The organism is Allobosea sp. 67-29, from assembly GCF_001898115.1.
Taxonomy (GTDB): Bacteria; Pseudomonadota; Alphaproteobacteria; order Rhizobiales; family Beijerinckiaceae; genus Allobosea.
The window spans coordinates 170142-194271 of the sequence record NZ_MKSQ01000022.1; the positions used below are offsets into that span (position 1 = coordinate 170142).

Annotated in this window: 23 protein-coding genes; 10 read left to right on the plus strand and 13 right to left on the minus strand. The window is 67.9% G+C overall.

The window, feature by feature from the left end; all coding sequences use genetic code 11:
- Positions 1–32 precede the first annotated feature (32 nt).
- Both cheB and BGO20_RS16580 read left to right on the plus strand, forming a co-directional pair.
- Positions 33–1145: a chemotaxis-specific protein-glutamate methyltransferase CheB gene (gene cheB, locus BGO20_RS16575; RefSeq protein ID WP_291660068.1), complete on the plus strand. Its 1113-nt coding sequence runs from the start codon at positions 33–35 to the stop codon at positions 1143–1145.
- Complete coding sequence (locus BGO20_RS16580) at positions 1142–2020, plus strand: CheR family methyltransferase (protein ID WP_291660066.1); 879 nt, start codon at positions 1142–1144, stop codon at positions 2018–2020. Before cheB ends, BGO20_RS16580 begins: the two co-directional genes overlap by 4 nt.
- A gap of 143 nt (positions 2021–2163) precedes the next feature.
- On the opposite strand, the gene ctrA is transcribed toward BGO20_RS16580, so the two are convergent.
- Positions 2164–2865 (minus strand): response regulator transcription factor CtrA, encoded by a 702-nt coding sequence (ctrA, locus tag BGO20_RS16585; protein WP_265055836.1) that lies wholly within the window; start codon positions 2863–2865, stop codon positions 2164–2166.
- A 344-nt stretch (positions 2866–3209) separates the two neighbouring features.
- On the opposite strand from ctrA, the gene fliI reads away from it, so the two are divergent.
- Positions 3210–4556, plus strand: coding sequence for a flagellar protein export ATPase FliI (gene fliI, locus BGO20_RS16590; protein ID WP_291660064.1), 1347 nt, complete (start codon positions 3210–3212; stop codon positions 4554–4556).
- A 197-nt stretch (positions 4557–4753) separates the two neighbouring features.
- On the opposite strand, the gene BGO20_RS16595 is transcribed toward fliI, so the two are convergent.
- Positions 4754–5989, minus strand: coding sequence for an MFS transporter (locus tag BGO20_RS16595; protein ID WP_291660062.1), 1236 nt, complete (start codon positions 5987–5989; stop codon positions 4754–4756).
- A gap of 225 nt (positions 5990–6214) precedes the next feature.
- Here BGO20_RS16595 and fliJ point away from each other — a divergent pair, with 225 nt between their 5' ends.
- Positions 6215–6619: a flagellar export protein FliJ gene (fliJ, locus tag BGO20_RS16600; RefSeq protein WP_291660060.1), complete on the plus strand. Its 405-nt coding sequence runs from the start codon at positions 6215–6217 to the stop codon at positions 6617–6619.
- 81 nt (positions 6620–6700) lie between these two features.
- Here the strand turns inward: fliJ and BGO20_RS16605 are convergent, their stop codons facing one another.
- Positions 6701–7354, minus strand: coding sequence for a GNAT family N-acetyltransferase (locus BGO20_RS16605; RefSeq protein WP_291660058.1), 654 nt, complete (start codon positions 7352–7354; stop codon positions 6701–6703).
- Positions 7355–7385: 31 nt separating this feature from the next.
- Here BGO20_RS16605 and BGO20_RS16610 point away from each other — a divergent pair, with 31 nt between their 5' ends.
- From BGO20_RS16610 to BGO20_RS16620, 3 genes are all read left to right on the plus strand, one after another.
- Positions 7386–7784, plus strand: a complete 399-nt coding sequence (locus BGO20_RS16610) for a hypothetical protein (RefSeq protein ID WP_291660056.1) — start codon at positions 7386–7388, stop codon at positions 7782–7784.
- Between the two features lie 91 nt (positions 7785–7875).
- Positions 7876–8253 carry a CopM family metallochaperone gene (gene copM / locus BGO20_RS16615; RefSeq protein ID WP_291660055.1) on the plus strand — a complete coding sequence of 126 codons (378 nt, stop codon included), beginning with the start codon at positions 7876–7878 and terminating at the stop codon, positions 8251–8253.
- Positions 8254–8397: 144 nt separating this feature from the next.
- A complete protein-coding gene (locus tag BGO20_RS16620) occupies positions 8398–9435 on the plus strand; it encodes a lysylphosphatidylglycerol synthase transmembrane domain-containing protein (protein WP_291660054.1) in 1038 nt (345 codons plus the stop codon).
- A 4-nt stretch (positions 9436–9439) separates the two neighbouring features.
- Here BGO20_RS16620 and BGO20_RS16625 read toward each other — a convergent pair whose 3' ends face one another.
- Together BGO20_RS16625 and flhA are read right to left on the minus strand one after the other, a co-directional pair.
- Positions 9440–10342 carry a DMT family transporter gene (locus BGO20_RS16625; RefSeq protein WP_291660052.1) on the minus strand — a complete coding sequence of 301 codons (903 nt, stop codon included), beginning with the start codon at positions 10340–10342 and terminating at the stop codon, positions 9440–9442.
- Between the two features lie 84 nt (positions 10343–10426).
- Positions 10427–12556, minus strand: coding sequence for a flagellar biosynthesis protein FlhA (flhA, locus tag BGO20_RS16630; protein ID WP_291660050.1), 2130 nt, complete (start codon positions 12554–12556; stop codon positions 10427–10429).
- A 187-nt stretch (positions 12557–12743) separates the two neighbouring features.
- Here flhA and BGO20_RS16635 point away from each other — a divergent pair, with 187 nt between their 5' ends.
- Both BGO20_RS16635 and BGO20_RS16640 read left to right on the plus strand, forming a co-directional pair.
- Positions 12744–14291 (plus strand): MFS transporter, encoded by a 1548-nt coding sequence (locus BGO20_RS16635; protein ID WP_465246045.1) that lies wholly within the window; start codon positions 12744–12746, stop codon positions 14289–14291.
- Between the two features lie 145 nt (positions 14292–14436).
- Entirely contained in the window at positions 14437–14751 is a 315-nt protein-coding gene (locus tag BGO20_RS16640) for a hypothetical protein (RefSeq protein WP_291660046.1), read from the plus strand.
- Positions 14752–14764: 13 nt separating this feature from the next.
- Here the strand turns inward: BGO20_RS16640 and flbD are convergent, their stop codons facing one another.
- The 8 genes from flbD to BGO20_RS16680 all read right to left on the minus strand — a co-directional run bounded on the left by flbD (position 14765) and on the right by BGO20_RS16680 (position 22704).
- Positions 14765–16132 carry a sigma-54-dependent transcriptional regulator FlbD gene (gene flbD / locus BGO20_RS16645; protein WP_291660044.1) on the minus strand — a complete coding sequence of 456 codons (1368 nt, stop codon included), beginning with the start codon at positions 16130–16132 and terminating at the stop codon, positions 14765–14767.
- 44 nt (positions 16133–16176) lie between these two features.
- Positions 16177–16527 (minus strand): flagellar motor switch protein FliN, encoded by a 351-nt coding sequence (fliN, locus tag BGO20_RS16650; RefSeq protein ID WP_440142163.1) that lies wholly within the window; start codon positions 16525–16527, stop codon positions 16177–16179.
- 11 nt (positions 16528–16538) lie between these two features.
- Positions 16539–17129, minus strand: coding sequence for a FliH/SctL family protein (locus BGO20_RS16655; RefSeq protein ID WP_291660042.1), 591 nt, complete (start codon positions 17127–17129; stop codon positions 16539–16541).
- Position 17130: 1 nt separating this feature from the next.
- The gene (gene fliG, locus BGO20_RS16660) at positions 17131–18210 is read right to left on the minus strand and encodes a flagellar motor switch protein FliG (protein WP_291660040.1); all 1080 of its coding nucleotides are present in this window, start codon (positions 18208–18210) and stop codon (positions 17131–17133) included.
- A 14-nt stretch (positions 18211–18224) separates the two neighbouring features.
- Positions 18225–19919 carry a flagellar basal-body MS-ring/collar protein FliF gene (gene fliF, locus BGO20_RS16665; protein ID WP_440142161.1) on the minus strand — a complete coding sequence of 565 codons (1695 nt, stop codon included), beginning with the start codon at positions 19917–19919 and terminating at the stop codon, positions 18225–18227.
- 200 nt (positions 19920–20119) lie between these two features.
- On the minus strand, positions 20120–20395 hold the full coding sequence (sciP, locus tag BGO20_RS16670) for a CtrA inhibitor SciP (protein WP_038359348.1): 276 nt from the start codon (positions 20393–20395) through the stop codon (positions 20120–20122).
- 107 nt (positions 20396–20502) lie between these two features.
- Entirely contained in the window at positions 20503–21165 is a 663-nt protein-coding gene (locus tag BGO20_RS16675; RefSeq protein ID WP_291660039.1) for a flagellar hook assembly protein FlgD, read from the minus strand.
- Positions 21166–21180: 15 nt separating this feature from the next.
- Entirely contained in the window at positions 21181–22704 is a 1524-nt protein-coding gene (locus BGO20_RS16680) for a flagellar hook-length control protein FliK (protein ID WP_291660038.1), read from the minus strand.
- Between the two features lie 224 nt (positions 22705–22928).
- Between BGO20_RS16680 and mnmA the strand changes: the two genes are divergently transcribed.
- The gene (gene mnmA, locus BGO20_RS16685) at positions 22929–24113 is read left to right on the plus strand and encodes a tRNA 2-thiouridine(34) synthase MnmA (RefSeq protein ID WP_291660036.1); all 1185 of its coding nucleotides are present in this window, start codon (positions 22929–22931) and stop codon (positions 24111–24113) included.
- The last annotated feature ends 17 nt before the right edge of the window (positions 24114–24130 follow it).

Genomic DNA, 24130 nt, shown 5'->3' on the forward strand with positions numbered 1-24130 from the left:
CGCTTCGACCTGCAAGGAAGCCTTGCGCCAGCATGATCGTTCCACGCTCCGCGTCCTCCGGGCCAGCCCGCCACAAGACGGTCGTCATCGCCGACGACTCGGCCGTGGTGCGCGGGTTGTTCGCGCGCTGGCTGGGCGAAGCCGGCCAATTCAACGTCGTCGCCGTCGCCGGCGATGGGGAGACCGCCCTGGCGCATGCCGGACGGTTCAAGCCGGACGTCCTGGTGCTCGATCTCGACATGCCGGGCGTCGACGGTCCGAGCGCCCTGCCCCGCATCCTGCGCGAGAGCCCCCATACCAGCATCCTGCTCGCGGCGACCCTGAACGAGCGCAACACCCGGCTGGCCCTGGAGTGCATGACCAAGGGCGCCATGGATGTGGTGTCCAAACCCGACAGCCGGGCCGGGATGACGCTGTCGCTGGATTTCCGCAGCGAGTTCCTCCTGAAGCTCGGCAATATCGCCCAGTCGGCGCCGCAGCCGGGCACGCTGCCGCCCGAGGTCGAGCTGGACTGGACGCATGGCCCCGCCAACCTGCGTCCGCTGGTCTGGTCGATGCCCCGTTATCTGCTGATCGGCGCATCCACCGGCGGGCCGCGGGCCGTCGCGAGGGTTCTCTTCGATATCGGTGACGCCCTCGCCGAGATCACGACGCTCGTGGTCCAGCACATGCCGCCCCTGTTCACCGCCTCCTTCGCCGAGCAGATGACGAGCCATGTCGGCGTCCCGGCGCGGGAGCCCTTCGACGGCGAGCGGCTGGCGCGCGGCACCATCTACATCGCGCCGGGCGGCCGCCACCTCGGCATCGACCGGCGGCTCGGCCACCTTGTCGCGGCCGTCAGCGACGGCCCCCCGGTCAATTTCTGTCGCCCCGCGGTGGACGTGCTCTTCAGCGACGCCGCCCGCCATCTCGGCGCGGCCGCGCTCGGCCTGGTCCTGACCGGCATGGGCAGCGACGGCACGGACGGCGCAGGCGCTCTGCGCCGCGCCGGCGCCGCCGTGATCGCCCAGGACGAGCAGAGCAGCACGATCTGGGGCATGCCCGGCTCGATCGTACGCGCGCGTCACGCCAGCGCCGTGACGCCTCTCGACGAGATCGGCGGCGCGATCCGCGCCCTGCTACGTGGTGGGGCGCCGCTGGCATGACCGAAGCCGATTTCACCTTCCTCTGCCTGCTGCTGCGCCAGCGCTCCGGCCTCGCGCTGGGCCCGGACAAGCGCTATCTCGCCGAGAGCCGCCTCGGGATCCTGTGTCGGCGCCGCTGCATCGAGAGCATCGACGCGCTGATGCAGCAGGTTCGCATGGGCCGCGATCCCGAGATCGAAGGCGCGGTCGTCGAGGCGATGACCACCAACGAGACCCTGTTCTTTCGGGACAGCACCCCGTTTGATCTGTTCCGCGACGTCCTGCTGCCGGAGAAGCTCGCCGCCAACGCCGCGAGCCGGACGCTGCGCATCTGGTGCGCCGCAGTCTCGAGCGGCCAGGAAGCCTATTCCCTTGCGATGCTGATCGACGCGATGGCCGAGCGCCTGGCCGGCTGGAAGATCGCCATCCTCGGCACCGACATCTCGGGCGAGGTTCTGGAAAAGGCCCGTGCCGGTCTCTACAGCCAGTTCGAGATTCAGCGCGGCCTGCCTATCCAGATGCTGCTGAAGCATTTCGGCCAGCGCGGCGACAAGTGGCAGATCTCGGAGCGGATGCGTGCCATGGTCGAGTTCCGGCAGCACAACCTGCTCGAGCGCAACGACCAGTTCGGCCGGTTCGATATCATCTTCTGCCGCAACGTCCTGATCTATTTCGACGTGCCCACCAAAGAGAAGGTGCTGGGCCTCCTGGCACCGCGGCTCGGGCCGGACGGAGCCCTGGTGCTCGGGGCGACGGAAACCGTGATCGGCCTTGCCACGGCGCTGCGCGCCGATCCGCAGCAGCGCGGGCTCTACCGCCCGGCGCAGGCGGTCCGCATGTCCTTGCCGCCGGCGCTCGCGCCCAGAGCGTCGACCGGCCCGGTTCCCGCGCACTGACCGCCAAGGCCGTGCGGCTCAAACAAAAACCCCGCCTCGCGGCGGGGTCCCGTCGACCTGTCGTGTACATCCGACGATCAGGTCAAAAAAACTGATAGCGCCGCCTCGTGACCGCCCGATGACGGGCGGGCGACGGAAATGCGTCAGGCCGGGATGCGCTCGTCGACCTCGGAGGGCTCGCGCAGCACATAGCCGCGGCCCCAGACCGTTTCGATGTAGTTCTTGCCGTCCGACGCATTCGCCAGCTTCTTGCGCAGCTTGCAGATGAACACGTCGATGATCTTGAGCTCCGGCTCGTCCATGCCGCCATAGAGATGGTTGAGGAACATCTCCTTGGTCAGCGTGGTGCCCTTGCGGAGCGAGAGCAGCTCCAGCATCTGGTATTCCTTGCCGGTCAGGTGCACGCGGGCGGCATCGACCTCGACTGTCTTGGTGTCGAGATTGACGACAAGGTCACCGGTGGTGATGACCGACTGGGCGTGGCCCTTCGAACGACGCACGATCGCATGGATGCGGGCAACCAGTTCGTCCTTGTGGAACGGCTTGGTGAGGTAGTCGTCGGCGCCGAAGCCGAGGCCCTTCACCTTGTCCTCGATGCCGGCGAGGCCGGAGAGGATCAGGATCGGTGTCTTGACCTTCGCGACGCGCAAGCTGCGCAGCACCTCGTAGCCCGACATGTCGGGGAGGTTCAGGTCGAGCAGGATGATGTCGTAGTCGTAGAGCTTGCCGAGATCGACGCCCTCTTCGCCGAGATCCGTCGTGTAGACGTTGAAGCTCTCGGATTTGAGCATGAGCTCGATGCTTTGAGCGGTCGCGCTATCGTCCTCGATCAGCAGAACCCGCATGTCCACGTCCCCAATTTCGCCCGCAGGGCAGGTTGATCGTTTGACTCGCCCGGGCCAGCCCGGCCCCGGACGACGACGCACTTGCCCAATGAAACGCCACGCGACACGCTACGGTGAATTGGTTAACAAACCGTGATTCCCGAGCGCAAGCGCTTCCTCGCAGAAAGTGAACGATCCTTGTCCAGGTGAGTCGAATTTGACACGGATCGCCGAACACCCACGCATGAAAGCGCCGTTTCGCGAAGACCGCCGCGGGAAACGGAGCCGAAACGGCCCCGCCGCACGCTGCGGCCTCGAACCACAGTGTTAACCACACAGGTAAACGAAAGGTTTACGAAGGCCTTATGAACAGCCCTTCACACGGCACGGAACGTCTTTCCGCCCTGACCTCGGCCATCGACGGCATCGACGGGTTGACGATCTACGGCCGCGTCATCGGGGTCCGCGGCCTGCTCGTCGAAGTTGCGGGCCCGATCGGGGCCATGAGCCTGGGCGGCCGGGTCGGCATCGAGATCGCGCCCGGGACCCGCGTCCCCTGCGAGGTCGTCGGCTTTTCCGGGGAAAAGGCGCTCGTCATGCCGTTCGGCGGCCTTGACGGCGTGCGCCGCGGTTGTCCCGCCTATGTCGACCGCGTGCAGCCCGGGCTCTCGCCCACCTCGGCCTGGCTCGGGCGCGTCGTCGACGCGCTGGGCCGGCCGGTCGACGGCGGCCCGCCCCTCCCGCAGGGAGACACGCTCTATCCGTTCCGGGCCGATCCGCCGCCTGCCCATGCGAGGCGGCGCGTCGGCAAGCCGCTCGATCTCGGGGTGCGTGCGCTCAACGCCTTCCTGACCTGCTGCCTCGGCCAGCGCATGGGCATCTTTGCCGGTTCCGGCGTCGGCAAGTCGGTGCTGCTCTCCATGCTCGCGCGTTATGCCCGCGCCGACGTGAACATCATCGGCCTCGTCGGCGAGCGCGGCCGCGAGGTGCAGGAGTTCCTTCAGGAAGATCTCGGACCCGAGGGCCTCGCCCGCTCGATCGTCGTCGTCGCCACCTCCGACGAGCCGGCCCTGATGCGCAAGCAGGCCGCGCTGACCACGCTGACGCTCGCCGAATATTTCCGCGACCGCGGCCTGCAGGTGATGTGCCTGATGGATTCGGTCACCCGTTTCGCCATGGCAATGCGCGAGATCGGACTGGCGGCGGGCGAACCGCCGACGACCAAGGGCTACACCCCGACGGTCTTCGCCGAGCTGCCGCGCCTTCTGGAGCGGGCAGGCCCGGGCACCGGAGACGGCGCCATCACCGGCCTCTTCACCGTGCTGGTCGACGGCGGCGACCATGACGAGCCGGTGGCCGACGCGGTGCGCGGCATTCTCGACGGTCATATCGTGATGGAGCGCGCCATCGCCGAACGCGGTCGGTATCCGGCGATCAACATCCTGAAGTCGGTGTCGCGCACCATGCCGCGCTCCTGCGACCCGGCCTATTACCCCGTCGTGCAGAAGGCGCGCGCCACGCTGGCCACCTATGCCGATATGGAGGAGCTGATCCGCCTCGGCGCCTACCGTCAGGGCGCCTCCGCGGAGGTCGACGAGGCAATTCGCCTCAACCCGGCGCTGGAGTCCTTCCTGAAGCAGGCGAAGGACGACGCCACCTCGCTGCCGGAAAGCTACGCGCGTCTCGCGGCCATCATGGGGGGCGAGGTCTGAGCGGGCCACTTCGGTCCGGAGCCAGACGCGAAATCGAGGCGAATATGAGAAGAGGCGGCATGCAGCCGGAACGGCACCCGGCGACCGGCGACCGGCGACCGGCGCGGGCCATGAGCAATCTCGTCACGGTCGCGCCGCCCCAGGACCTCGTCCGCCCCTGAGAAGCTCGCGGGCTGGTTCAGAGGGCCGAACGCGTCCTATCCCGCGGTGGCCGCGACAGGCTGCGGGGGTCTGCTCAACAACCGCACGAGCGCGAGCATCGCCCCGAAGCCGAGGAACTGGATCGCCGCCGAAACCAGCAGGGTCCGATCCGGACCGAGACGCTCGATCATCACGGCGAAGAGCAGCGGTGCTGCCGCGAAGGCGATGTTCTGCGGCACGGTGAGCTGACCGAGCATCACCGCGAAGCCTCGCCGGCCGAACAAGGACAGCGGCAACGTCGCGCGCGCCACCGAAATGACGCCGAGAGCGGCGTTGAGCAACAGGACGAAGGCTCCGGCGGCGGCGAGGCTCATCGGCAGGAAGGGCAGCATCAGGCAGCAGAACGGGCCGAGCAGCAGGCCGAAGAGGGCGACGCGCTCGACCGGCAGCCTCTCGCCCAGCGTAGCGTCGATCGCTCGCGCGGCGATGGTCGCCGGCCCGCCCAGCGTCGCGATCCAGACCGCCTCGGACTGGGTCAGGCCACCTTCGCGAAACAGGGTGATCAGGTGCAGCGGCAATCCCCAGGAAACGAGGCCACTGGCCGAGAAGGCGAAGGCCGTCAACCAGAACGCCAGACGCCGCTGTGCCGGCGCCACCCGCCCGGCCTCGGCGATGGAGGCAGCCGGCGGCTCGGCTCCCGCCGCTCCGGGGTGGCCACGGAAGCGAGGCACGGCCGCATAGATGGGCAGCACGACGATCAGCTGCATCGCCGCGAAGACGAGCAAGGTCGTGCGCCAGCCGAATGCGTTCATCAGCGCCGCCGTCAACGGCCAGAACAGGCTCGAGGCGAGCCCCGTCACCAGCATCATCAGACCGATGACGCGACGCGTCCGCTCGCCCATGAGCTGCGCGACAGCGACGTTGCCGACATTGGCGAGGGACATCGCATGGCCGATACCGATCACGAACCAGCTCGCCAGATAGCTGACCGGCCCCTGGGCCATCGCCAGCACGACGAAGCCCAGCGCGCAGATGATCGCGCCCATGCACATCGAGCGGCGCGTCCCCTCCCGGTCCAGCACGCGGCCGATCGCCGGTGCGAGCACGGCCCCCGTGATCAGCAGGATCGTGATGCCGCCGAAGACGATCTCGGCGCTGAGCCCGAGCTCCCGGTCGAGACCCTGGACCAGTACCGAGGGCGAGTAGAAGGTCGTCCCCCAGCCGATGAGCCGGGTCAGGACGAGCCCGCAGAGAAGGGGGCCATGGCCGGAATTGCGGAAAGAGGACAGCAAGGCGGGGAATCCGGAAGGAACGGCGACGGGCCGCCGTGACTCACTAGATCATCGCGACGAGCTGCGGCAGCAGCCTGGGCGCGATCTGAACATGCAGAAAAAGCAGCCCTTTTCGGTAAGGAACGGTCAACCTCCTTGCGCCATTGTGGCGCCGTCTCGCGGAGTGTTCCGGTCGCAGGCCGAGGGGTCGGTCGCGGCCATGCGTGATCAGGAGTTGAAAACGACATGAAGTCGCGAGAGACGCTTCTGCGGCTGAAGCGCTTCCAGGTCGACGAGAAACGTCGACGGGTGAGCCAGATCGAGATGATGATCGCCGACTTCCATCGGATGGCGAACGATCTCGATCGTGAAATCCAGTCGGAGGAAGCCCGTGCCGGGATCAACGATCCCGCCCATTTCGCTTATCCGACCTATGCCAAGGCCGCCCTCGGCCGGCGCGATAACCTGCGCCAGTCGGCCGACAATCTGCAGGGCCAGCTCGACGAGGCCAAGGCGGAGCTGCAGGAGGCCTTCGAGGAGATGAAGAAGGTCGAGATCCTCGACGACCGCGAGCGCGCGACCGAGCGCGCCGCGGAGGCCGCTCGCGACCAGGCGAGCATGGACGCGATCGGGCTGCGCTCGCGCGCCTGAACGCCGCGCCGGCGTCATCGTTGCGAAGGCGGATGCTCCCGGGCTTCCGCCTTAATTTTTGCAATGGCCGGCAGCCTGCTCTCAGGCGACGACCGGGTGGTGTGGCACCGAATCCAGCCGCATCTTGCCAGCGAGACGCGGATCGTCATCCACCTCGATGCTGCGCTTGAAGACCCCGAAGCCCGAGCGCTGGTAGAATTCCACCGCGCCTTGATGGTCGATCGTGCAGGTATGGACCCAGAAGCGCGAGATCGGTTTCGCCCAGGCCAGCGCCAGGGCGCGGTTCATCAGCCAGCGGCCGCCCCCCCTGCCGAGCACGGGCTCGTCCAGCCCGAAGAAGGCGAGCTCGGCCTCCCCCGGCACGCGGAAGTCGAGCTCCAGCAGCCCGACATCCCGGCCATCCTGCCGCACCGCATAAGCGGAAACGGCCGGATCGGTCAGGATCGCCTCCAGCTCCGCGCGCGGCTTGACGAGGCGGCTGAACCACATCCAGCGCTCGCCCAGCAGCCGATAGAGGGCGAGGTAGCGTTCGGTGTCGCGCCCGTCGATCGGCTCCAGTGCAAAGCGATCGGTGCCGGGCGGGTCCGGCCGCAGCTCCGGCCGCGCGTGCATCTCGAGCGAGGTTACGATCGCGGCGATCTTGCCCGGCGGCAGGTCCGTGATGCCGGCGAGGCTGATGGTCAAGGTCTGCGTCAAGGCGGCGTCCGATGATGGTTTCGAATCTGCCGCGATCATGACACGATCCCGGTCGAAAGATCAGGTTGTGATGACGCATGCCGGGAGCACGACACCGCAGGATCGGCGGCGCCGCGAGGCGCAGCGGATTCGCGTGCTGTTCGCGCTCTTGCTGATGTGTCTGGCCGTCGTCCCGCATGTGACGCTCGCCGCATCCCTGATCCGCATGCCCATGGCCGTTTCGGCGGGCCATATGTCGAGGGCAGAGCCCGTCACGGCGACTAAGCCCTGCCATGAGCCCACGCCCGTGCAAGGCGGGCATCTCGCGGCCGCCCCGGCCTGCTGCATCATCGGCTGCGGCCTGATCGCGCAGGCTGCCGCGCTCGCCCTCCCCTCCCGGATGATCGGATGGTCGCCTCCGGCGCCAGCTCTGGCGGAACGGCTCGACGGCATTTCGACCGAGCCGGCAAAGCCGCCGCCTCGATCCTGAGGCGCGCCTGGCATCACAGCTTTTTCTGCGGCGCAGGGCACCGGTCCCGGTGCGCGCCGTCATTCGCTCTCAACCGACAGGATATGGAACGATGAATCCCTTCAAAGCCTCCCTTGTGGCGCTCGCGCTTGCGGGCGCCGCCTCCGGCCCCGCCCTCGCCCAGCATCAGGGCCATGGCGACGGCACCATGAAGATGGACCGTGCAGGCGCAGACAGCGCCGCCACCAAGGCCTTCAAGGACGCCAATATGAAAATGCATGCGGATATGGACATCGCCTATTCCGGCGATGCCGATGCCGATTTCGTGCGCGGCATGATCCCGCACCACCAGGGCGCCATCGACATGGCGAAGGTCGTCCTCGCCCATGGCAAGGATCCGGAAATCCGCAAACTGGCCGAGAGCGTGGTCCGCGACCAGGAGAAGGAGGTCGCGCAGATGCGCGAATGGCTCCGCAAAAACGGCAAGTAGCAGCCGGCAGCTCGGGCAGGCGGCGGCAACGCCGCTTGCCCTCGGCCCGCCCGGCTGGCAAGAGGACTGGAAGGTTCGCGCCGCTGCGGTGACGACGTGGGCCCGCGCCGAGCCCTACCAGAAGCCCTCCGTTCCGCGGCCTTCATGAAACGCTACCTCGATTACCTCTGGCCGATCATCGGGCTTGTCGCGGTCGTCTGGTCCGTCGAGCTGTTGTGGAGCAAGCTCAAGGCCGAGGCCGGCTCGGACGCGACCATCGAGGCCCTGCTCCAGAACGCCAATCTCTGGCAGAGCATCAAGATCATCGCCCACCGCATCGGCCACAAGATCGCGGTCATCCCGCCCGAGGCCTTCTTCCACGCGGCGCTTGCCACCCTCGTCGCCTATGCGGCGCTGGCCTGGTACGACCGCATCGCCCTGATGCATCTCGGCAAGGAGAAGGGCATCTCCTGGTTCTATATCTCGCTCTGCTCCTTCGTGACCTACGCGCTCTCGCACAATATCGGCGCATCGGTCTTCTCGGGCGGAATGGTGCGCTACCGCGCCTATACGGCCAAGGGGCTGACGGCCGCCGACGTCGCGATCCTGATCGCGCTCTGCTCCTTCACCTTCGCCTTCGGCACGCTCTTCCTGATGGGCCTGGTGCTGCTCTACGAGCCGCAGATCCTCCACCCGCTGGAACGGCTGTCGAAATGGTTCGCGATCAGCGACCGCACCGCCCGGCTCGTCGGCATCGGTATGCTGGCCTTCGTGGCGCTTTATACGATCGGCTCCTGGCTGCGCTTCAAGCCGCTCAAATTCGGCAAGTTCGAGATCATCTACCCGCGCCTGCGCATCGTCGTCAGGCAATACCTGGCGGCCCCGCTCGAGCTCTGCGGCGCCGCCGGCATCATCTATTTCGCGCTGCCGGAGCAGGGCAACCCAGGCTTCCTGATCGTGCTCGGCGCCTTCCTGCTCTCATTTTCCGCCGGGCTGCTCAGCCAGGTCCCCGGCGGCGTCGGCGTGATGGAGGCGGTCTTCCTGGCGGTGATGCCGGGCGTGCCGGCTCCGGCCGTCTTCGCGGCGCTGCTGATCTGGCGGCTGTTCTATCTCATCCTGCCGCTGGTGATCTCGCTGCCGATCGTGATCGCCTTCGAGCGCGCCCAGCTGAAGCGCAGCACCCGTATCGCGCCGCCGCCATAGCGGGCTAGCGTGGCCGGTCCGGACGCTTCAGCGCGATCGCCGCAGCACCGAACATCAGGACGGCGCCGACCGCCTCCGACAGGCCGAAGGGCTCGCCCAGCACCGCCACCCCCACCCCGACCGCGATGGCCGGGCTGACGAAGGCGTAGAGCCCGGCCCGGAAGGCGCCCCAGTCCCGCAAGAGGCGCATGTAGATGGTGAAGCCCATCAGCGAGCCGGCGACGACGAGGAAGGCGATGCAGGGCAGCACCGGCCACTGCACCAGGGCGGCGAAATCGGCCGAGCCGACGGTCTCGACCGCCAAAGAGACTGCCGAGAGCCCGATGCCGCCGATCAGCGTCTGCCAGCCCGCAAGCGTCAGTGTCGGCATCGTGCCCGCGATCGGCCGCGACAGCACCGCGCCGGTGCAATAGAACAACGTCCCGGCCGCGACGGCGGCGAGCCCGATCGCCTCCTGCGGATCGCCCTGCACGACCGAGAGACCGCCGAGCGCGCGCGTCGCGAAGAGGAAGCCGAGCCCGACCGTCCCGAGCCCGATCGCGGCGAGCTTGCGCGCCTCGATCCGCTCCTTCTCGATCGCCCGGCTCGCCAGCAGGGTGAAGATCGGGATCGTCGCGAAATTGACGATGGCGGCGAGCCCGGTCGGCGCGTGCGCCGTCCCCCAGAACAGCAAGGCGTAGTTGACGGTATTGAGCAGCAGCGCCGTGCCGATCAGGCGCGGCCAGGCCCCGGCGGGCACCCTCGGCATGTCGCGCCCGGCCCAGACCAGCATCAGCGCACCTGCGATCGAGAAGCGCACGGCGGCGAGGAACACAGGCGGCACATGCGCGGCGCCGACCTTGACCGGCAGCCAGGTCAGCCCCCAGACGAGGCACATCACGGCGAAAAGGGCGGCGTTCCGGCTCATGGCTGCCGCTTAGCCGCACGGCCGCACGCTGACCATTGCGCGGGAGGCATCGGGCCCCCGTGGAAAGCGGAGGCGCGGCGACGGCTAGACGCTGCCGACCGTCTTGAGCCGGGCGCGCGGGTGGATCTCTCCCTGTGACAGAACCGGCGTCTCGCGGCGGAAGCGCTCGATGATCTGCCGGGCGAAGGGCCGCGCCATGCCGGAGGTGACGAGCGCCGGCATCTCGCCGATCCGTGCCGCCTCCTCGAACTTGTCGCGGACGTGGCGGACGAATTCCTGCAACCGCGAGGGCTGCATGGCCAGATGGCGATCTTCGCCCTGCCCGATGATCGACTCGGCGAAGACGCTCTCCCAGGCCGGCGAGAGCGTGACGATCGGCAGCACTCCGTTCGCATCGGAGAACTGCGCGCAGATCTGGCGGGCGAGCCGGACGCGGACATGCTCGGCGATATCGCGCGGGTTCTTGATCCCGCCCGCCACCTCGGCGATGCCCTCGATGATCGTGGCGAGGTCGCGGATCGAGATCCGCTCGGCAAGCAGCAATTGCAGCACGCGCTGGATGCCGGTGGTCGAGATCTGGCTCGGGACGATCTCCTTGACGAGATCGGCATGGTCTTTCGGCAGCTCGCGCAGGAGCTTCTGCACCTCGGCATGCGAGAGCAGCTCGGGCATGTTCGACTTCAGCACCTCGGTCAGATGCGTCGAGATCACCGTCGCGGCGTCGACGACGGTGTAGCCGCGCAGCTGGGCCTCGTCCTGCAGGGCCGCGTCGATCCAGGTCGCCGGCAGGCCGAAGGTCGGCTCCAGCACGTTGTGGCCGGGCAGGTTCACGGTACCGCCCATCGGGTCCATCGCCATGTACTGGCCGGCGTAGACGATGCCGTGGCCGGCATCGATCTCCTTGATCTTGATGTAGTAGTGGTTCGCCTCGAGCTGGACGTTGTCGACGATGCGCACGGCCGGCATGACGAAGCCGAGCTCCGCTGCGAGCTGGCGCCGCAGCGCCCTCACCTGGTCGGTCAGCCGATCCTGGCCGCCCGGCGCATTGACCAGCGGCAGCAGCGCATAGCCGATCTCGATCTTGAGCTCGTCCATCTTGAGCAGGTCGTTCAGCGTCTCCTCGCGCTGCGTGCCGTCGGCGCCCGCCGCCGCGCCCGGCTGGGCGCTGCCCGCGGCTGCGGCCTCGGCCGCCCGTGCCTTCGCGGCCTGGCCGAAGCGACGCGCCAGGAAGCCCGCTCCGGCCGACAGAACCAGGAATGGCATCATCGGGATGCCGGGCAGCAGCGCGATCAGCAGCATCACCGCCGCCGACATGCCCAGCGCCTTCGGGTAGCCCGAGAGCTGCCTGCCCAGCGCCTTGTCGGCCGCGCCGCGCACGCCGGCCTTCGAGACCAGCAGGCCGGCCGCCGTCGAGACGATCAGCGCCGGGATCTGGCTGACGAGGCCGTCACCGACGGTGAGCTGCGTATAGTTGTGTGCCGCCTGACCGAAGCTCAGCCCCTGCTGTGCAACGCCGATGACGATGCCGCCGAGCACGTTGATGAAGGTGATGAGCAGACCGGCGATGGCATCGCCCCGCACGAATTTCGAGGCACCGTCCATCGAGCCGAAGAAGGAGGATTCATCCTCCAGCGCCTTGCGGCGCTCCTTGGCCGTCTCCTGGTCGATCAACCCGGCCGAGAGGTCGGCATCGATCGCCATCTGCTTACCGGGCATGGCATCGAGGGTGAAACGGGCCGCGACCTCGGCGATGCGGCCGGAGCCCTTGGTGATGACGACGAAGTTGACGATGATCAGGATGATGAAGACGATCACCCCGATCACGAAATTGCCGCTCATCACGAAGCCGGCGAAGGCCTCGATCACGTGCCCCGCCGCCGAAGTGCCCTCATGGCCATGGCCGAGGATCAGGCGCGTCGAGGCCATGTTCAGCGCCAGCCGGAACATGGTGACGATCAGCAGCACCGTCGGAAACGCCGAGAATTCCAGCGGTTCCTCGATGAAGAGCGCGGTCATCAGCACCAGCACCGACAGGATGATCGACAGCGCCAGCATCAGGTCGAGCAGGATCGCCGGCATCGGGAAGATGAGCACCACCAGGATGCCCATGACGCCGACGGCGAGGAAGAGGTCCGGCCGCTTGAACAGCTTGCCCAGCGCATCGCGGTTGGGAAGGTTGAAACCGCTCCCCTGACCCGCCGTCACATCGGTCATCGACCGCTCCGCCTTCTCGTCGGCCACTCGGCGCCCACGCAGGGGCGCAGCGCGCGCCGGACAGCGCGCGACCCGGCAATTCTTGCCGGGTACATGGTGAACGAAACGTTAAGCCGGACGTTTATCGGCAGGCTTCACCGGCTGGACCAGAGCCTGTGGTGCGGCGCGACATGACATCCCTGCCGGGATGGCCATACTGGAATGCCCTCACGCGCCGCCCGGCGTATCCATCCACCCCATCGAGCCGCCTTCATGCGAGGTGCGGCCGCCTGAAGGAGGAGGGCCCGTGACGGATTCGGCCCGCAAGGAGGCCCCCGGCCTCATCGTCGAGACGGATGTGCCCGCCCGGCTCGACCGTCTGCCCTGGTCGCGTTTTCACACGCTGGTCGTGGTCGCGCTCGGCATCACCTGGATTCTCGACGGCCTCGAGGTGACGTTGGCCGGTGCGGTCTCCGGGGCGTTGAAGGAGAGCCCGGTCCTGCGGCTCAGCAACGCCGATGTCGGTCTGGCCGGCTCGGCCTATATCGCGGGTGCGGTACTCGGCGCCGTGTTTTTCGGCTGGCTGACCGACCGGCTCGGCCGCAAGAAGCTCTTCACGATCACGGTCCTCGTCTATCTCAGCGCCACGGCCGCCACGGCGTTTTCCTGGAACATCTGGAGTTTCCTGGCCTTCCGTTTCCTGACCGGGATGGGCATCGGCGGCGAATACACCGCTATCAACTCGACGATCCAGGAGCTGATTCCCGCCCGCATGCGCGGCTGGACCGATCTCGTCATCAACGGCTCCTTCTGGGTCGGGGCCGCGATCGGCGCGCTCGGCGCCATCGTCCTGCTCGATCCCGCCCATATCGACCCCGAGCATGGCTGGCGGCTCGCCTTCTTCATCGGCGCCGTGCTCGGCCTCGTCATCCTGATCCTCAGGCAATGGATTCCGGAAAGCCCGCGCTGGCTGATCAGCCATGGACATCCCGATCGTGCCGCCGCGATCATCCTCGAGATCGAGCGCCGTGCCGGGTTCACGCCGCCTCCGGGAGAGCTCCATGCTCTCACGAGACTGCGCCCTCGCCCGGCCACACCGCTCGCCGAGGTCTTTCGCGCCCTGTTCGTCGTCCATCGCGACCGGGCATTGGTCGGCCTCGCCCTGATGGTCTCGCAGGCCTTCTTCTACAACGCGATCTTCTTCACCTACGCGCTGATCCTCACCGATTTCTATCAGGTTCCGTCGCAGGCGATCGGCTGGTTCATCCTGCCCTTCGCGGCCGGCAATTTCCTCGGCCCGCTGCTGATCGGCCGGCTCTTCGATGTCTGGGGCCGACGCGTCATGATCGCCGCGACCTACGCGCTCTCGGGCCTGCTCCTGACCGGAACCGGCTATCTGTTCTGGCAGGACTGGCTCACCGCCTCGCAGCTCACGCTGTGCTGGAGCATCGTCTTCTTCTTCGCCTCGGCGGCGGCGAGTTCGGCCTATCTTACGGTTTCCGAGACTTTCCCCGTCGAAATGCGGGCGCTCGCGATCGCCGTCTTCTATGCCGTCGGCACCGGGGCCGGCGGCATCGCCGGGCCGTGGCTCTTCGGCATCCTCATCGACACCGGCTCGCGCGGCAGCGTCTTCGGCGGCTATCTGCTCGGCGCCGCCCTGATGCTGGGCGCGGCGGTGGTCGCGGCTCGCTTCGCCGTCAGGGCCGAGCGAAAGCCGCTCGAAAGCGTGGCGCGGCCGCTCAATGCGGTGGATTGAGAGGAGATGCGGAAGCAAACCAAACCGGGCGACGACAGGCGAAAGGGAACAAAGCATCCTTTAAACGCATTACTCGTGGCCCGCATTCCGCCGTTATGAAGGCTGACGAGGGGGTCCCTGTGGTGAACACAATCCGGAGGTCGTCGTGGACAGACGCTCATTCCTGATGACATTGGTCGGCGGCCTCGCCGCCGCCAGCCTGGGCGGGATCGCCGCCGTCGAAGCCGCCCAGCCTGCCCGGCCGGCGAAACGCGAAGGCACGCCGTCCGAGGAGGCTGAGGCCGTCACGGCCGAAATGCGCGAGGCGCTCGACAAGGCCGACGCCGAATTCAGCCAGTACTATTATTATCGCCGGCCGCGCTATCGCTATTATCGCCGCCCCTATTACCGGCCGCGCTACTACTATCGGCCGCGCTACTACCATCGCCCGCGGTACTACTACCGCCGGCGCTATTGGTGACGGCTGGGCTGGGTCAGGCCGCGTTGATGCGGGTCTGGCCCGGCTCCGCCACGGTTATGCCGGCCGACGTATACTCGCTGAGCTTGTTGCGCAGGGTGCGGATCGAGATTCCCAGGATCTTGGCCGCATGCGTCCGATTCCCCAGGCAATGATCGAGCGTATCGAGGATGAGCTCGCGCTCGACATCGGCGACGGTGTGTCCCACCAGCGAGCGCGTCATCGCCTCCGCCGTCTGAGCCGCCCGGCCGGCAACATCGCGCGACGCCGCGGCCGGCGCGAGCGTCTCGCCCTCCGGCGTCAGCACCGCGGAAGCAGTGATCTCCGCCCCGGTGGCGAGCAACACCGCCCTGTGCATCGTGTTCTCGAGCTCCCGCACGTTGCCGCGCCAGGCGTTGCCCAGCAGCAGCTTGCGCGCGTCGGCGGCGATCGGCCGCTGCGGCAGGCCGTTCAGCTCCGCATATTTCTTCGCGAAATGCTCGGCCAGCACCAGGATGTCCCCCGGCCGCTCGCGCAGCGCCGGCAGCCGCAGATGGACGACGTTGAGCCGGTAGAGCAGGTCCTCGCGGAACAAGCCCTCGCGCACTGCGTCCGCGAGGTTGCGGTTCGAAGTCGCGATGATGCGGATGTCGACCTTGACCGGCTGCGAGCCTCCGACCCGGTCGATCATGCGCTCCTGCAGGGCGCGCAGCAGCTTGGCCTGCAGCCGCACGTCCATTTCGGAGATTTCGTCGAGCAGCAGCGTGCCGCCATTCGCCTCCTCGAACTTGCCGACCCTGCGGGCGACGGCGCCGGTGAAGGCGCCCTTCTCGTGGCCGAACAGCTCGGACTCGAGCAGGTTGTCCGGGATCGCGGCGCAGTTGACCGCGACGAAAGGCCGGTCCTTGCGCGCCGATTTCTGGTGCAGGTGGCGGGCGATCACCTCCTTGCCGGTGCCGCTCTCGCCGGTGACGAGCACAGGCGCTTCCGAACGTGCGATCTGCGAGGCCAGCTGAACCACGCGCTCCATCGCCGGATCGCGCCAGATCAGGCTCGACTGGTCGGCGGCCACCGCTTCGAGGACGGCGGCGATCAGCTCCGGATCGGGCGGCAGCGGCACGTATTCGCGTGCACCCGCCTGGATCGCGGCCACCGCCGCCCGCGTGTCGGTGGAGGTGCCGCAGGCGATGATCGGCGTGCGGATGCGCTCCGCCTCGAGCGCAGCGACGTAGGCCGCGATCGGCTGTACGACGTCGATCATCAGCAGATCGGCGCCCTTGGCCCGCAGCACGGCCAGCGTCTGGTCGAGCCCTTCGGTATGGGTGACGGCCGCGCCGTGTGACATCGCGATCTTGGCTGCTGCGATGATCTGTCCCTTGAGACCGCCGGCGATAATAAGGCGCATGGCTCAGGTCCTTCCGTTCCGGGTCTGTGCGGTCGGCCGGCGCATCACCGGTCGGCCTTGATGATTTCGGTCATGGTCACGCCCAGCCGGTCCTCGACCACGACGACCTCGCCGCGTGCGACCAGCCGCTCGTTGACGAAGATGTCGATCGCCTCGCCCACGCGCCGGTCGAGTTCAAGCACCGTTCCGGGCACGATCTGGAGCAGGTCGCCCACAGCCACCTTGGAGGAGCCGAGCACCGCCGAGACGGTGACCGGCACGTCGAAGACCTGCTCGAGGTCCTCCGCCGTCTTGACCGGGACGGGTCCCGAATGCGCCACCGACATGTCGTTCTGGTCGAAGGACAAGTCGGCCTGGTTGAGCGGCGGCAGGTTCAGGTCGTTCTCCTGGCTCATGCGTCAGACCTTCATTGTCCGGCGTTGCTGCCGGGAAAAACACCGGCGACCGCCTGCCCGATCAGCGTCGAGAGACGTTCGCCATCCAACACGAAGCCGCCATCGGCCCACTCGATACGCCCGTCGCCCGGGCGGATATCGGGCTCGCCCAGCACGATGAGCCGGCCGGTGAAGCCGTGCTCCCGCGCCAGCCGGCTCGCCAGCTCCTCGGCGGCCTCGACCGAGGTCTCGTTGACGCGCAGGACGAGATGCGGGGCCTGGCGGGCGTGGCCGATGCATTCGCGCACCGCCTGCGCCAGCGCCGCCATCGGCTTCTCGGCCAGCGCCGCACCGGCAAGCGCCCTGGCGGCCGCGAGCGCGACCTGGGCGGCCTGCTCCTCGATCGCTGCCATGCGCGCGCTCTCCAGCGCGAAGAGCCGCTCCGCCGAGCGCGCCAGCTGCCCGGCCAGCCCGTTGAACTGTGCCTCGGCCTCGTGCCGCCCCTGCTCGTGGCCGGCCTGGAAGCCCTCCGCCCGCGCCGCGTTCAGGTCGGCTTCGCTGGCCGCCTTGCGGCCGCCCTCGCGGAAGTCCGTCCCGAACATGAATTTCGTCGCGGTCGCCATCTCAGTACACCAGCTCGTCTTCGGCGTTGCCCTTCGACAGCACGATCTCGCCCTTGTCGGCGAGGTCCTTGGTCAGCTGCACCAGCTTGGTCTGGGCCTCGTCGACTTCCTTGAGCCGCAGAGGTCCGAGCCCTTCCATGTCGTCCTGCATGGCCTTGGCGGCACGCTGGGACATCGCGCCGAAGAAGAATTCCCGCATCGGCTGGCTTGCGCCCTTGAGCGCGCGCGCCAGGACATCCTTGTCGATCTGCCGCATCAGCGTCTGCAGACCTGCCGGATCGAGCTTGGCGAGATCCTCGAAGGTGAACATCAGGGCGCGGATGCGCTCGGCGGCTTCCTGGTTCGAGGCGTCGAGCGCGGAGAGGAAGCGGATCTCGGTCTGCCGGTCGAAGCCGTTGAAAATCTCGGCCATCATCTCGTGGGGATCGCGGCGGCGTGTCTGGGTCAGGGTCGACACGAATTCGGTGCGCAGCGTGTTCTCGATGTGGTCGAGCGCCTCCTTCTGCACGGATTCGAGGCGCAGCATGCGGCCGACGACCTCGATCGACAGGTCGTTCGGCAGGTTGCGGAGCACGTTGGCAGCATGCTCCGGCCGGATCTTGGAGAGGATCACGGCGATGGTCTGCGGGTACTCGTTCTTGAGGAAGTTCGCCAGGACGACGGCGTCGATGTTGCCGAGCTTCTGCCACATGTTGCGGCCGGCCGGGCCCCGGATCTCCTCCATGATCAGGGCGACCTGATCGCTGGGCAGGATTTTCTCCAGCAGCGAGATGGTGCGGTCGAAGGAGCCGGTAACGGCGCCGGCGCTCGAGAGCTTGCCGACGAAGTCCAGCATCAGCCGCTCGACCTCGTCGGCATCGACGGTGCCGAGCTCGGCCATGGCACGGGTGATGATGCGGATCTCGTCGTCGTCGAATTCCTGCCAGATGGTCCGGCCGTGGTCTTCGCCGAGCACGAGCAGGATGACCGCGGCGCGCTGCGGTCCGGTCATCTGCGCTATGGTGGTAACGCCGAAGCCGCCGCCTTCGATCCCATCGGGGAGATCGTTGCCGCGGGTCGCGAGGGCACGTGCATCCGCCATGGTTCAGCGATCCATCATGCCGGTGACTTCTCGTGGATCCAGCTGCGCAGCACCGCGACCGAGTCCGCCGGATTCTGGGAGACCAGCGCGCCGATCTTCTCGACCGACTGCGCCTTGAGCTGGCCCTTGACCTGGGCAATGGCGAGCATGCGCTCCGAGGGCATCTCGATTTCGGCCGACACGACCTCGCCATTGGGGCCGACCGTCGCGAGGCCGCGGCCGGAGGCCGGGTCACCGGTGGCTTCGCCGTCCGGGCCGACAAGGGCCCCGTTGCGCATGAAGCTCGGAATCGGCCGCGCCGCCACGCTGTTGTCGGAAGCGAGCACCTGCTTCAGCAGCGGACGGACGACCGTCATCAGCACGATCAGCGTGAGCAGCGAGATCACGCCGAGCTCGGCGAAGCGGACGAGGTCCTCACGGCTGAAGGACAGGAGCTGCTGCATCAGCGTCGGCTCGGTCAGGTCGGTCGGAGGCTGGGGAGCCTCGGCGAAGCGCAGGTTGACGACCTCGACCTTGTCGCCGCGATTCTGGTCGAAGCCCACAGCCGTGCGCACGAGTTCGCCGATCCGCTCCAGCTCTTCGTTTCCGCGCGGCTGGTAGGCGAGCTCGCCGTTCTGGCCGCGCGCATAGTTGCCGTCGACGAGAACGGCGACGGAGAGCTTCTTGATGCGTCCGCCTTCCTGAAGCTCGGTCCGGGTCGTCTTCGAGATCTCGTAGTTCACCACCTCCTCGTTCTTCGACGAGGTGTCGCGCTGGTTCTGCTGGGCGCCTTGTGTCTGCTGCGCGCCGGGAAGCTCGTTGCCGACGGTGACGGTGCCGTTGCCGGCGTCCGCCGTCGCGGAAGCCTCGGTCCGGTTCTGGCTGGAGCGGACGACGCGGCTTTCCGGGTCGAAGCTTTCCGAGCGGCTCTCGACGCGGTTGGCGTCGAGCGTGGCCGAGACCTGCACCCGCGCCCGGCCATAGCCGACCACGCCGGCGACGATGTCCTCGACCTGCGACTTGATGCGCTTCTCGATCGCGGTCTGGCGCTCGTCGAGGCCGAGCCCGAGGACGCTCTGCTCGTCGCGGGCGCCGTCGGCCAGAAGCCGGCCGCGCTCGTCGATGATCGACACGCGCTCCGGCTTGAGGCCGTCGACCGCGGAGGCGACGAGATGGCGCACGGCCCGGACCTGCGCCGCATCGAGGTCCCCCGCCAGCTTGAGCGCGATCGAGGCGCGCGGCGGCTCGCGGTCGCGCTCGAACAGGCGCCGTTCGGGAATGACCAGATGCACCCGGGCCGCCTGAACCCGGCTGATCGAGCGGATGGTGCGGGACAGCTCCCCTTCCAGCGCGCGCAGATGGTTGATGTTCTGGACGAAGCTCGTCGAGGAGAAGGCGTCGCCCTTGTCGAAGATCTCGTAGCCGACGCCGCCGCCGGCGGGGATGCCCTTTCCGGCGAGGTCGAGGCGCAGGCGCGGAACGTCCTCCTTGGGCACCAACACGGTCTGCCCATCGCCGCGCAGCTCGTATTTGATGCCGCGTGCATCGAGATCCTTGAGGATCGCGCTGACGTCCTGGCTCGACAGATCCGCGAACAGCACGCTCATTGCGGGTTGCGACATCCGGAACATGACGAAGCCGAAGAAGCCGACGAGCGTCAGCGTCACCGCCAGCATCGCTGCCAGCCGCGCCGCCCCGAATTTGGCAAACTGCTCGAAGAGGCCGTTCACGCCGCCATCCGTTCCACGAAACCGCGGACGCCGCGTGATTTGCGCCGCCCACTAGGCAAGTTTTTCCCGGTGCATGGTTAGCGGCTGGTTAATTTTTTCCGCGCGGCCGGTTAATCCTTCGGCCGCCGAGGCCGTGATAATGCGAAAAGGCGCCGGTCCGGAGACCGACGCCCTCTGAAACTGCAGCGGAATTCCGCCGGCTACTGGCGATAATGCTGGATGCGCGTGGTGCGCAGACCGGCCAGGCCGTGCTGGTCGATCGACATCTGCCAGCTCAGGAACTCATCGACCGTGAGCGTATAGCGCTGGCAGGCCTCCTCGAGGCTGAGCAGCCCGCCGCGAACCGCCGCGACGACCTCTGCCTTGCGCCGGATGACCCAACGCCTCGTATTCATCGGCGGGAGGTCGGCGATCGTCAGCGGACTTCCGTCCGGACCGATCACGTACTTTACCCGCGGTCGCAATGGCTCGGTCATGATACTCTCACACAACTCAACAGAGCTACTTGGGATGAGCCTAACCTTCCGGTTTTAAGAATTGCCTAAAACGATCGTGAGGATGCCTGTCTCTGATTCGCCGGGGCCTACTCGCCGCGCACCACGCTCTTCACCTGGTCGATCGGCACGCTGATCCCGCCGATCTTGAGCGCCGGAATCGAGCTGGTGAAGTCGACACCGTCGACGACGCCGCTGATCTGCGTCTTGACCGTGATTGCCTCGCCCGCGACGCTGCGGCCATCGACGCTGACGGTATACTGGCCATCCGGCGCGGCGCTGCCGATCGAGGTGGAGCCGTCCCAGTTCAGCGTCTGGTCTCCGGCCACCAGGCTGCGGGTCATCGTCTGCACGACGTTGCCGTTCGCGTCCTTGATCGTGACGGTAGCCGTTCCGGCGGTCGAGGCGTTCAGCTTCCAGGATGCGGCACCGTTCGCGAGGCGTGTCGTCGCGCCATCGGCCGTGATCGTGGCGCCGATGAAGCCGACGGCGTTCGTCGCCGTGCTGGCTGCGCTGAGGCTCAGCAGGGAGCTCAACGTGTCGTTGGTCTTGAGCTGCTGCTCCACGCCGGCGAACTGCACCAGCTGCTCGGTGAACTGGTTGGTGTCCATCGGGTCGAGCGGCGACTGGTTCTTGAGCTGCGTCGTCAGCAGCAGCAGGAACTGGTCGAAATTGCCTGCGATCGTGCTCGTGCTGGAGCTGCTGGTCGAGCTGGAGGTGCCGGAAGACCCACTCACGCCTGAAACGGCCATGCTGCTTGTCCTCGCTCAGATGCTGAGATCGACGCCGCCGAGCCGCACGATGCGGCGCTGCGGCGCGGGTGTGATCGGAAGAACGGTGTTGTCGTCGCCGGTTTCGCCCCGCGACGGCTGGCGCGCGCGCTGCGGCGGCTCGTCGTGCTGGCGCTGCTGCCGGAAGGAGGACTGATCCGAAGGATCGCGCAGGCTGATGTCGACGCCGCCGTCGGAGGGCCTGAGGCCGGCCTGCTCGAAGGCCCGTTCGAGCGTCCGCGCGTCGCGCTGCAGAAGATGCAGGGTCTCGACCCGGTCGACGACAAGGCGGGCGCTGACCTCGCCCTTGTCGGAGATCGACAGGTTGACATCGACGCGCCCGAGCTCGTCGGGATCGAGCCGGATGTCGAACTGCCTCGCGCCGGACAGCGCCCGCAATCCGATCTCGATCGGCAGCACGTGCAGCGGCGTCGGTGTCGGCACGGCCGCAGCCTGCCCCTGCCCGCCACCCGGCGTCTGGTTGGCGGCGCCGACCGCCTGGTCGAGCGGTGATAGCAGCCGCGTGGAATCGTGGGCGCCGAGGGCCTGCTGCACCAGCGCCCCGAGATCGATCGGGGCCAAAGCCTGCTTGGCGGCCTCGGCCAGCTTCGGATCGGCAGGAGCGGTGGGAGTGCCTTGTGCGATCGGGGCCCCCTGCACGGCATCGAGCTTCGTCAGCGGGGCCGTTGCGTCTGCCGACGCCTCATGAGCGCCCGATTTGTGCGTCTCGCCGGTAGCGGCGGAGTGCTCGCCTGCTGCAACAGGCGCGGAGGATGCTTGAGCGTCCTTGTCGGCCGGCTTGCCCTTGGACAAGCTCGCATGCCCGACTTTGCTTGCGCCCGCCGCGAGCGCCGCCTCCACCTGAATCCGCCCCTTCGACGCCGCTCGGGTCGCAGGATCACCGGATTGCACAACCTCGTCCGCGGCCGTGGCGTCGCTCCCGGCCGCGACCGGAAGGGATAGCGACAGGATGGTCGCCGGTGCCTGAACCGCAGGCTTCTGATCGGCCGGCAAGACGATGATAGTCGCGTCGCCGGTAGCCTTGTCGGCGGCAGCGTCGTCCGCGCCTTCCACCTTGTCGGTGGATGCCTCGCCGACTTGCTTGCCGTCGGCATCCTTCTTTGCGGCCTTGCCCTTCGTTCCGACCTCTTCCGTCCGCTCCCCTTCGGCTGGAGCCTTGCCGCCTTCGGCGGCGGCGAGAAGTTCCGCCAGCGCTTCGAGGAACGAGCTGGCCTGGCCGGCCGGAAGCCGGGGGCTCGCATCCGCCGCCACGGCCGATTTGTCCGGGCCGGCCGCGTTCCCGGCAGCCTTTGCAGCGGCGCCGGCCTGCGGCGCGGTGGCGGAGGCCTTCGCATCGCCGGCCACCTTGCGCGCGGACTCGGCAGCCGCAGCCGCGGCATCCTCCGTTTGCGGGAGCGAGAACCCCTGCCCGTCCGCTGTCGCTCCGGCGTCCGCAGACCGGCGACGCGTCGCCGGCGGCTCCTTTGCGGGCGAAGTGTTGAGCACGGTTTCGACAGGCATGAACGGTTCCGCGGCATGGGCAAACAGCACCCGCCTGCGAACAGCAAGTTGCGCGCCAGCGGCGGCATCCTATATTTCAAGGGCTTAGCCGCTCGACTGCAGGGCTTGCCGCGGCAGAAACCGCCTCAGCAGGCAGGATTTGCCGATCCCGCTGGTCGCACGCCGGCAAAGCCGATATAGAACCGCCGAACCGGGCGAAACCCGCTCCAGAATGCCGAACCGCAATGACAACGTCCTTCAACTCCCTTGACCTCGCCAAGCCGCCCGCGGCCACGCGCGTCGTCGCGGCGATGTCGGGCGGGGTCGATTCCTCGGTCGTCGCGGCCCTCCTGAAGCGCGAGGGCTACGACGTCATCGGCGTCACGCTGCAGCTTTACGACCACGGCGCAGCCGTCCACCGCGCCGGCGCCTGCTGCGCCGGGCAGGACATCCACGATGCGCGCCGCGTCGCCGAGGCCATCGGCATCCCTCACTACGTGCTGGATTACGAAAGCCGCTTCCGCGACGCCGTGATCGAGCGCTTCGCCGAGAGCTACCTCGCCGGCGAGACGCCGATTCCCTGCGTCGAGTGCAACCGCACCGTGAAGTTCCGGGACTTGCTCGATCTGGCGAAGGAACTTGGTGCCGACGCGCTGGCGACCGGCCACTATGTCGTCAGCCGCGCTCTCGGCAACGGCCGCCGCGGCCTGTTCCGCGCCGCGGACATGAATCGCGACCAGAGCTATTTCCTCTATGCCACCACGCAGGAGCAGCTCGACCTGCTGCGCTTCCCGCTCGGCGGCATCGACAAGACGCAGACTCGCGCGCTCGCCGCCGAACTCGGCCTCGCCATCGCGGACAAGCCGGACAGTCAGGACATCTGCTTCGTCCCGAACGGGCGCTATGCCGACGTCATCGAGCGGCTGAAGCCCGGCGCCGCCCGCCCGGGCGAGATCGTGCATCTCGACGGCCGGGTGCTGGGCCATCATGACGGCGTGCTCCGTTACACGGTCGGCCAGCGCAAGGGCCTCGGCATCAGCGCGGCCGAGCCGCTCTATGTGCTCCGGCTCGACGCGGATGCCGCGCGCGTCATCGTCGGCCCGCGCGAGGCGCTGAGCGTGCGCGAGATCCGCCTGCGCGATCTTAACTGGCTCGGCGGAATGCCGCTCGACGCGCTGCCGCCTGTCGGCCTCGATGTCGCCGTGCGCGTCCGCTCGACGCGCGCCCCGCGCGAGGCGCGGCTGTTCCGCGATGCGGAGGGTCTGCGCGTCGAGCTTGCGACCGACGAGGAAGGCGTCTCGCCCGGCCAGGCTTGCGTCATCTACAGCGATGCCGGTCCGGGTGCTCAGGTGCTCGGCGGCGGCACGATCCTGCGCCAGCCGGCCGCGCTGCCGGCCTCGTCCTTCCCGGCGGCAATGGCCCTGCCCTGACGCCCGGTCGTCTCAAC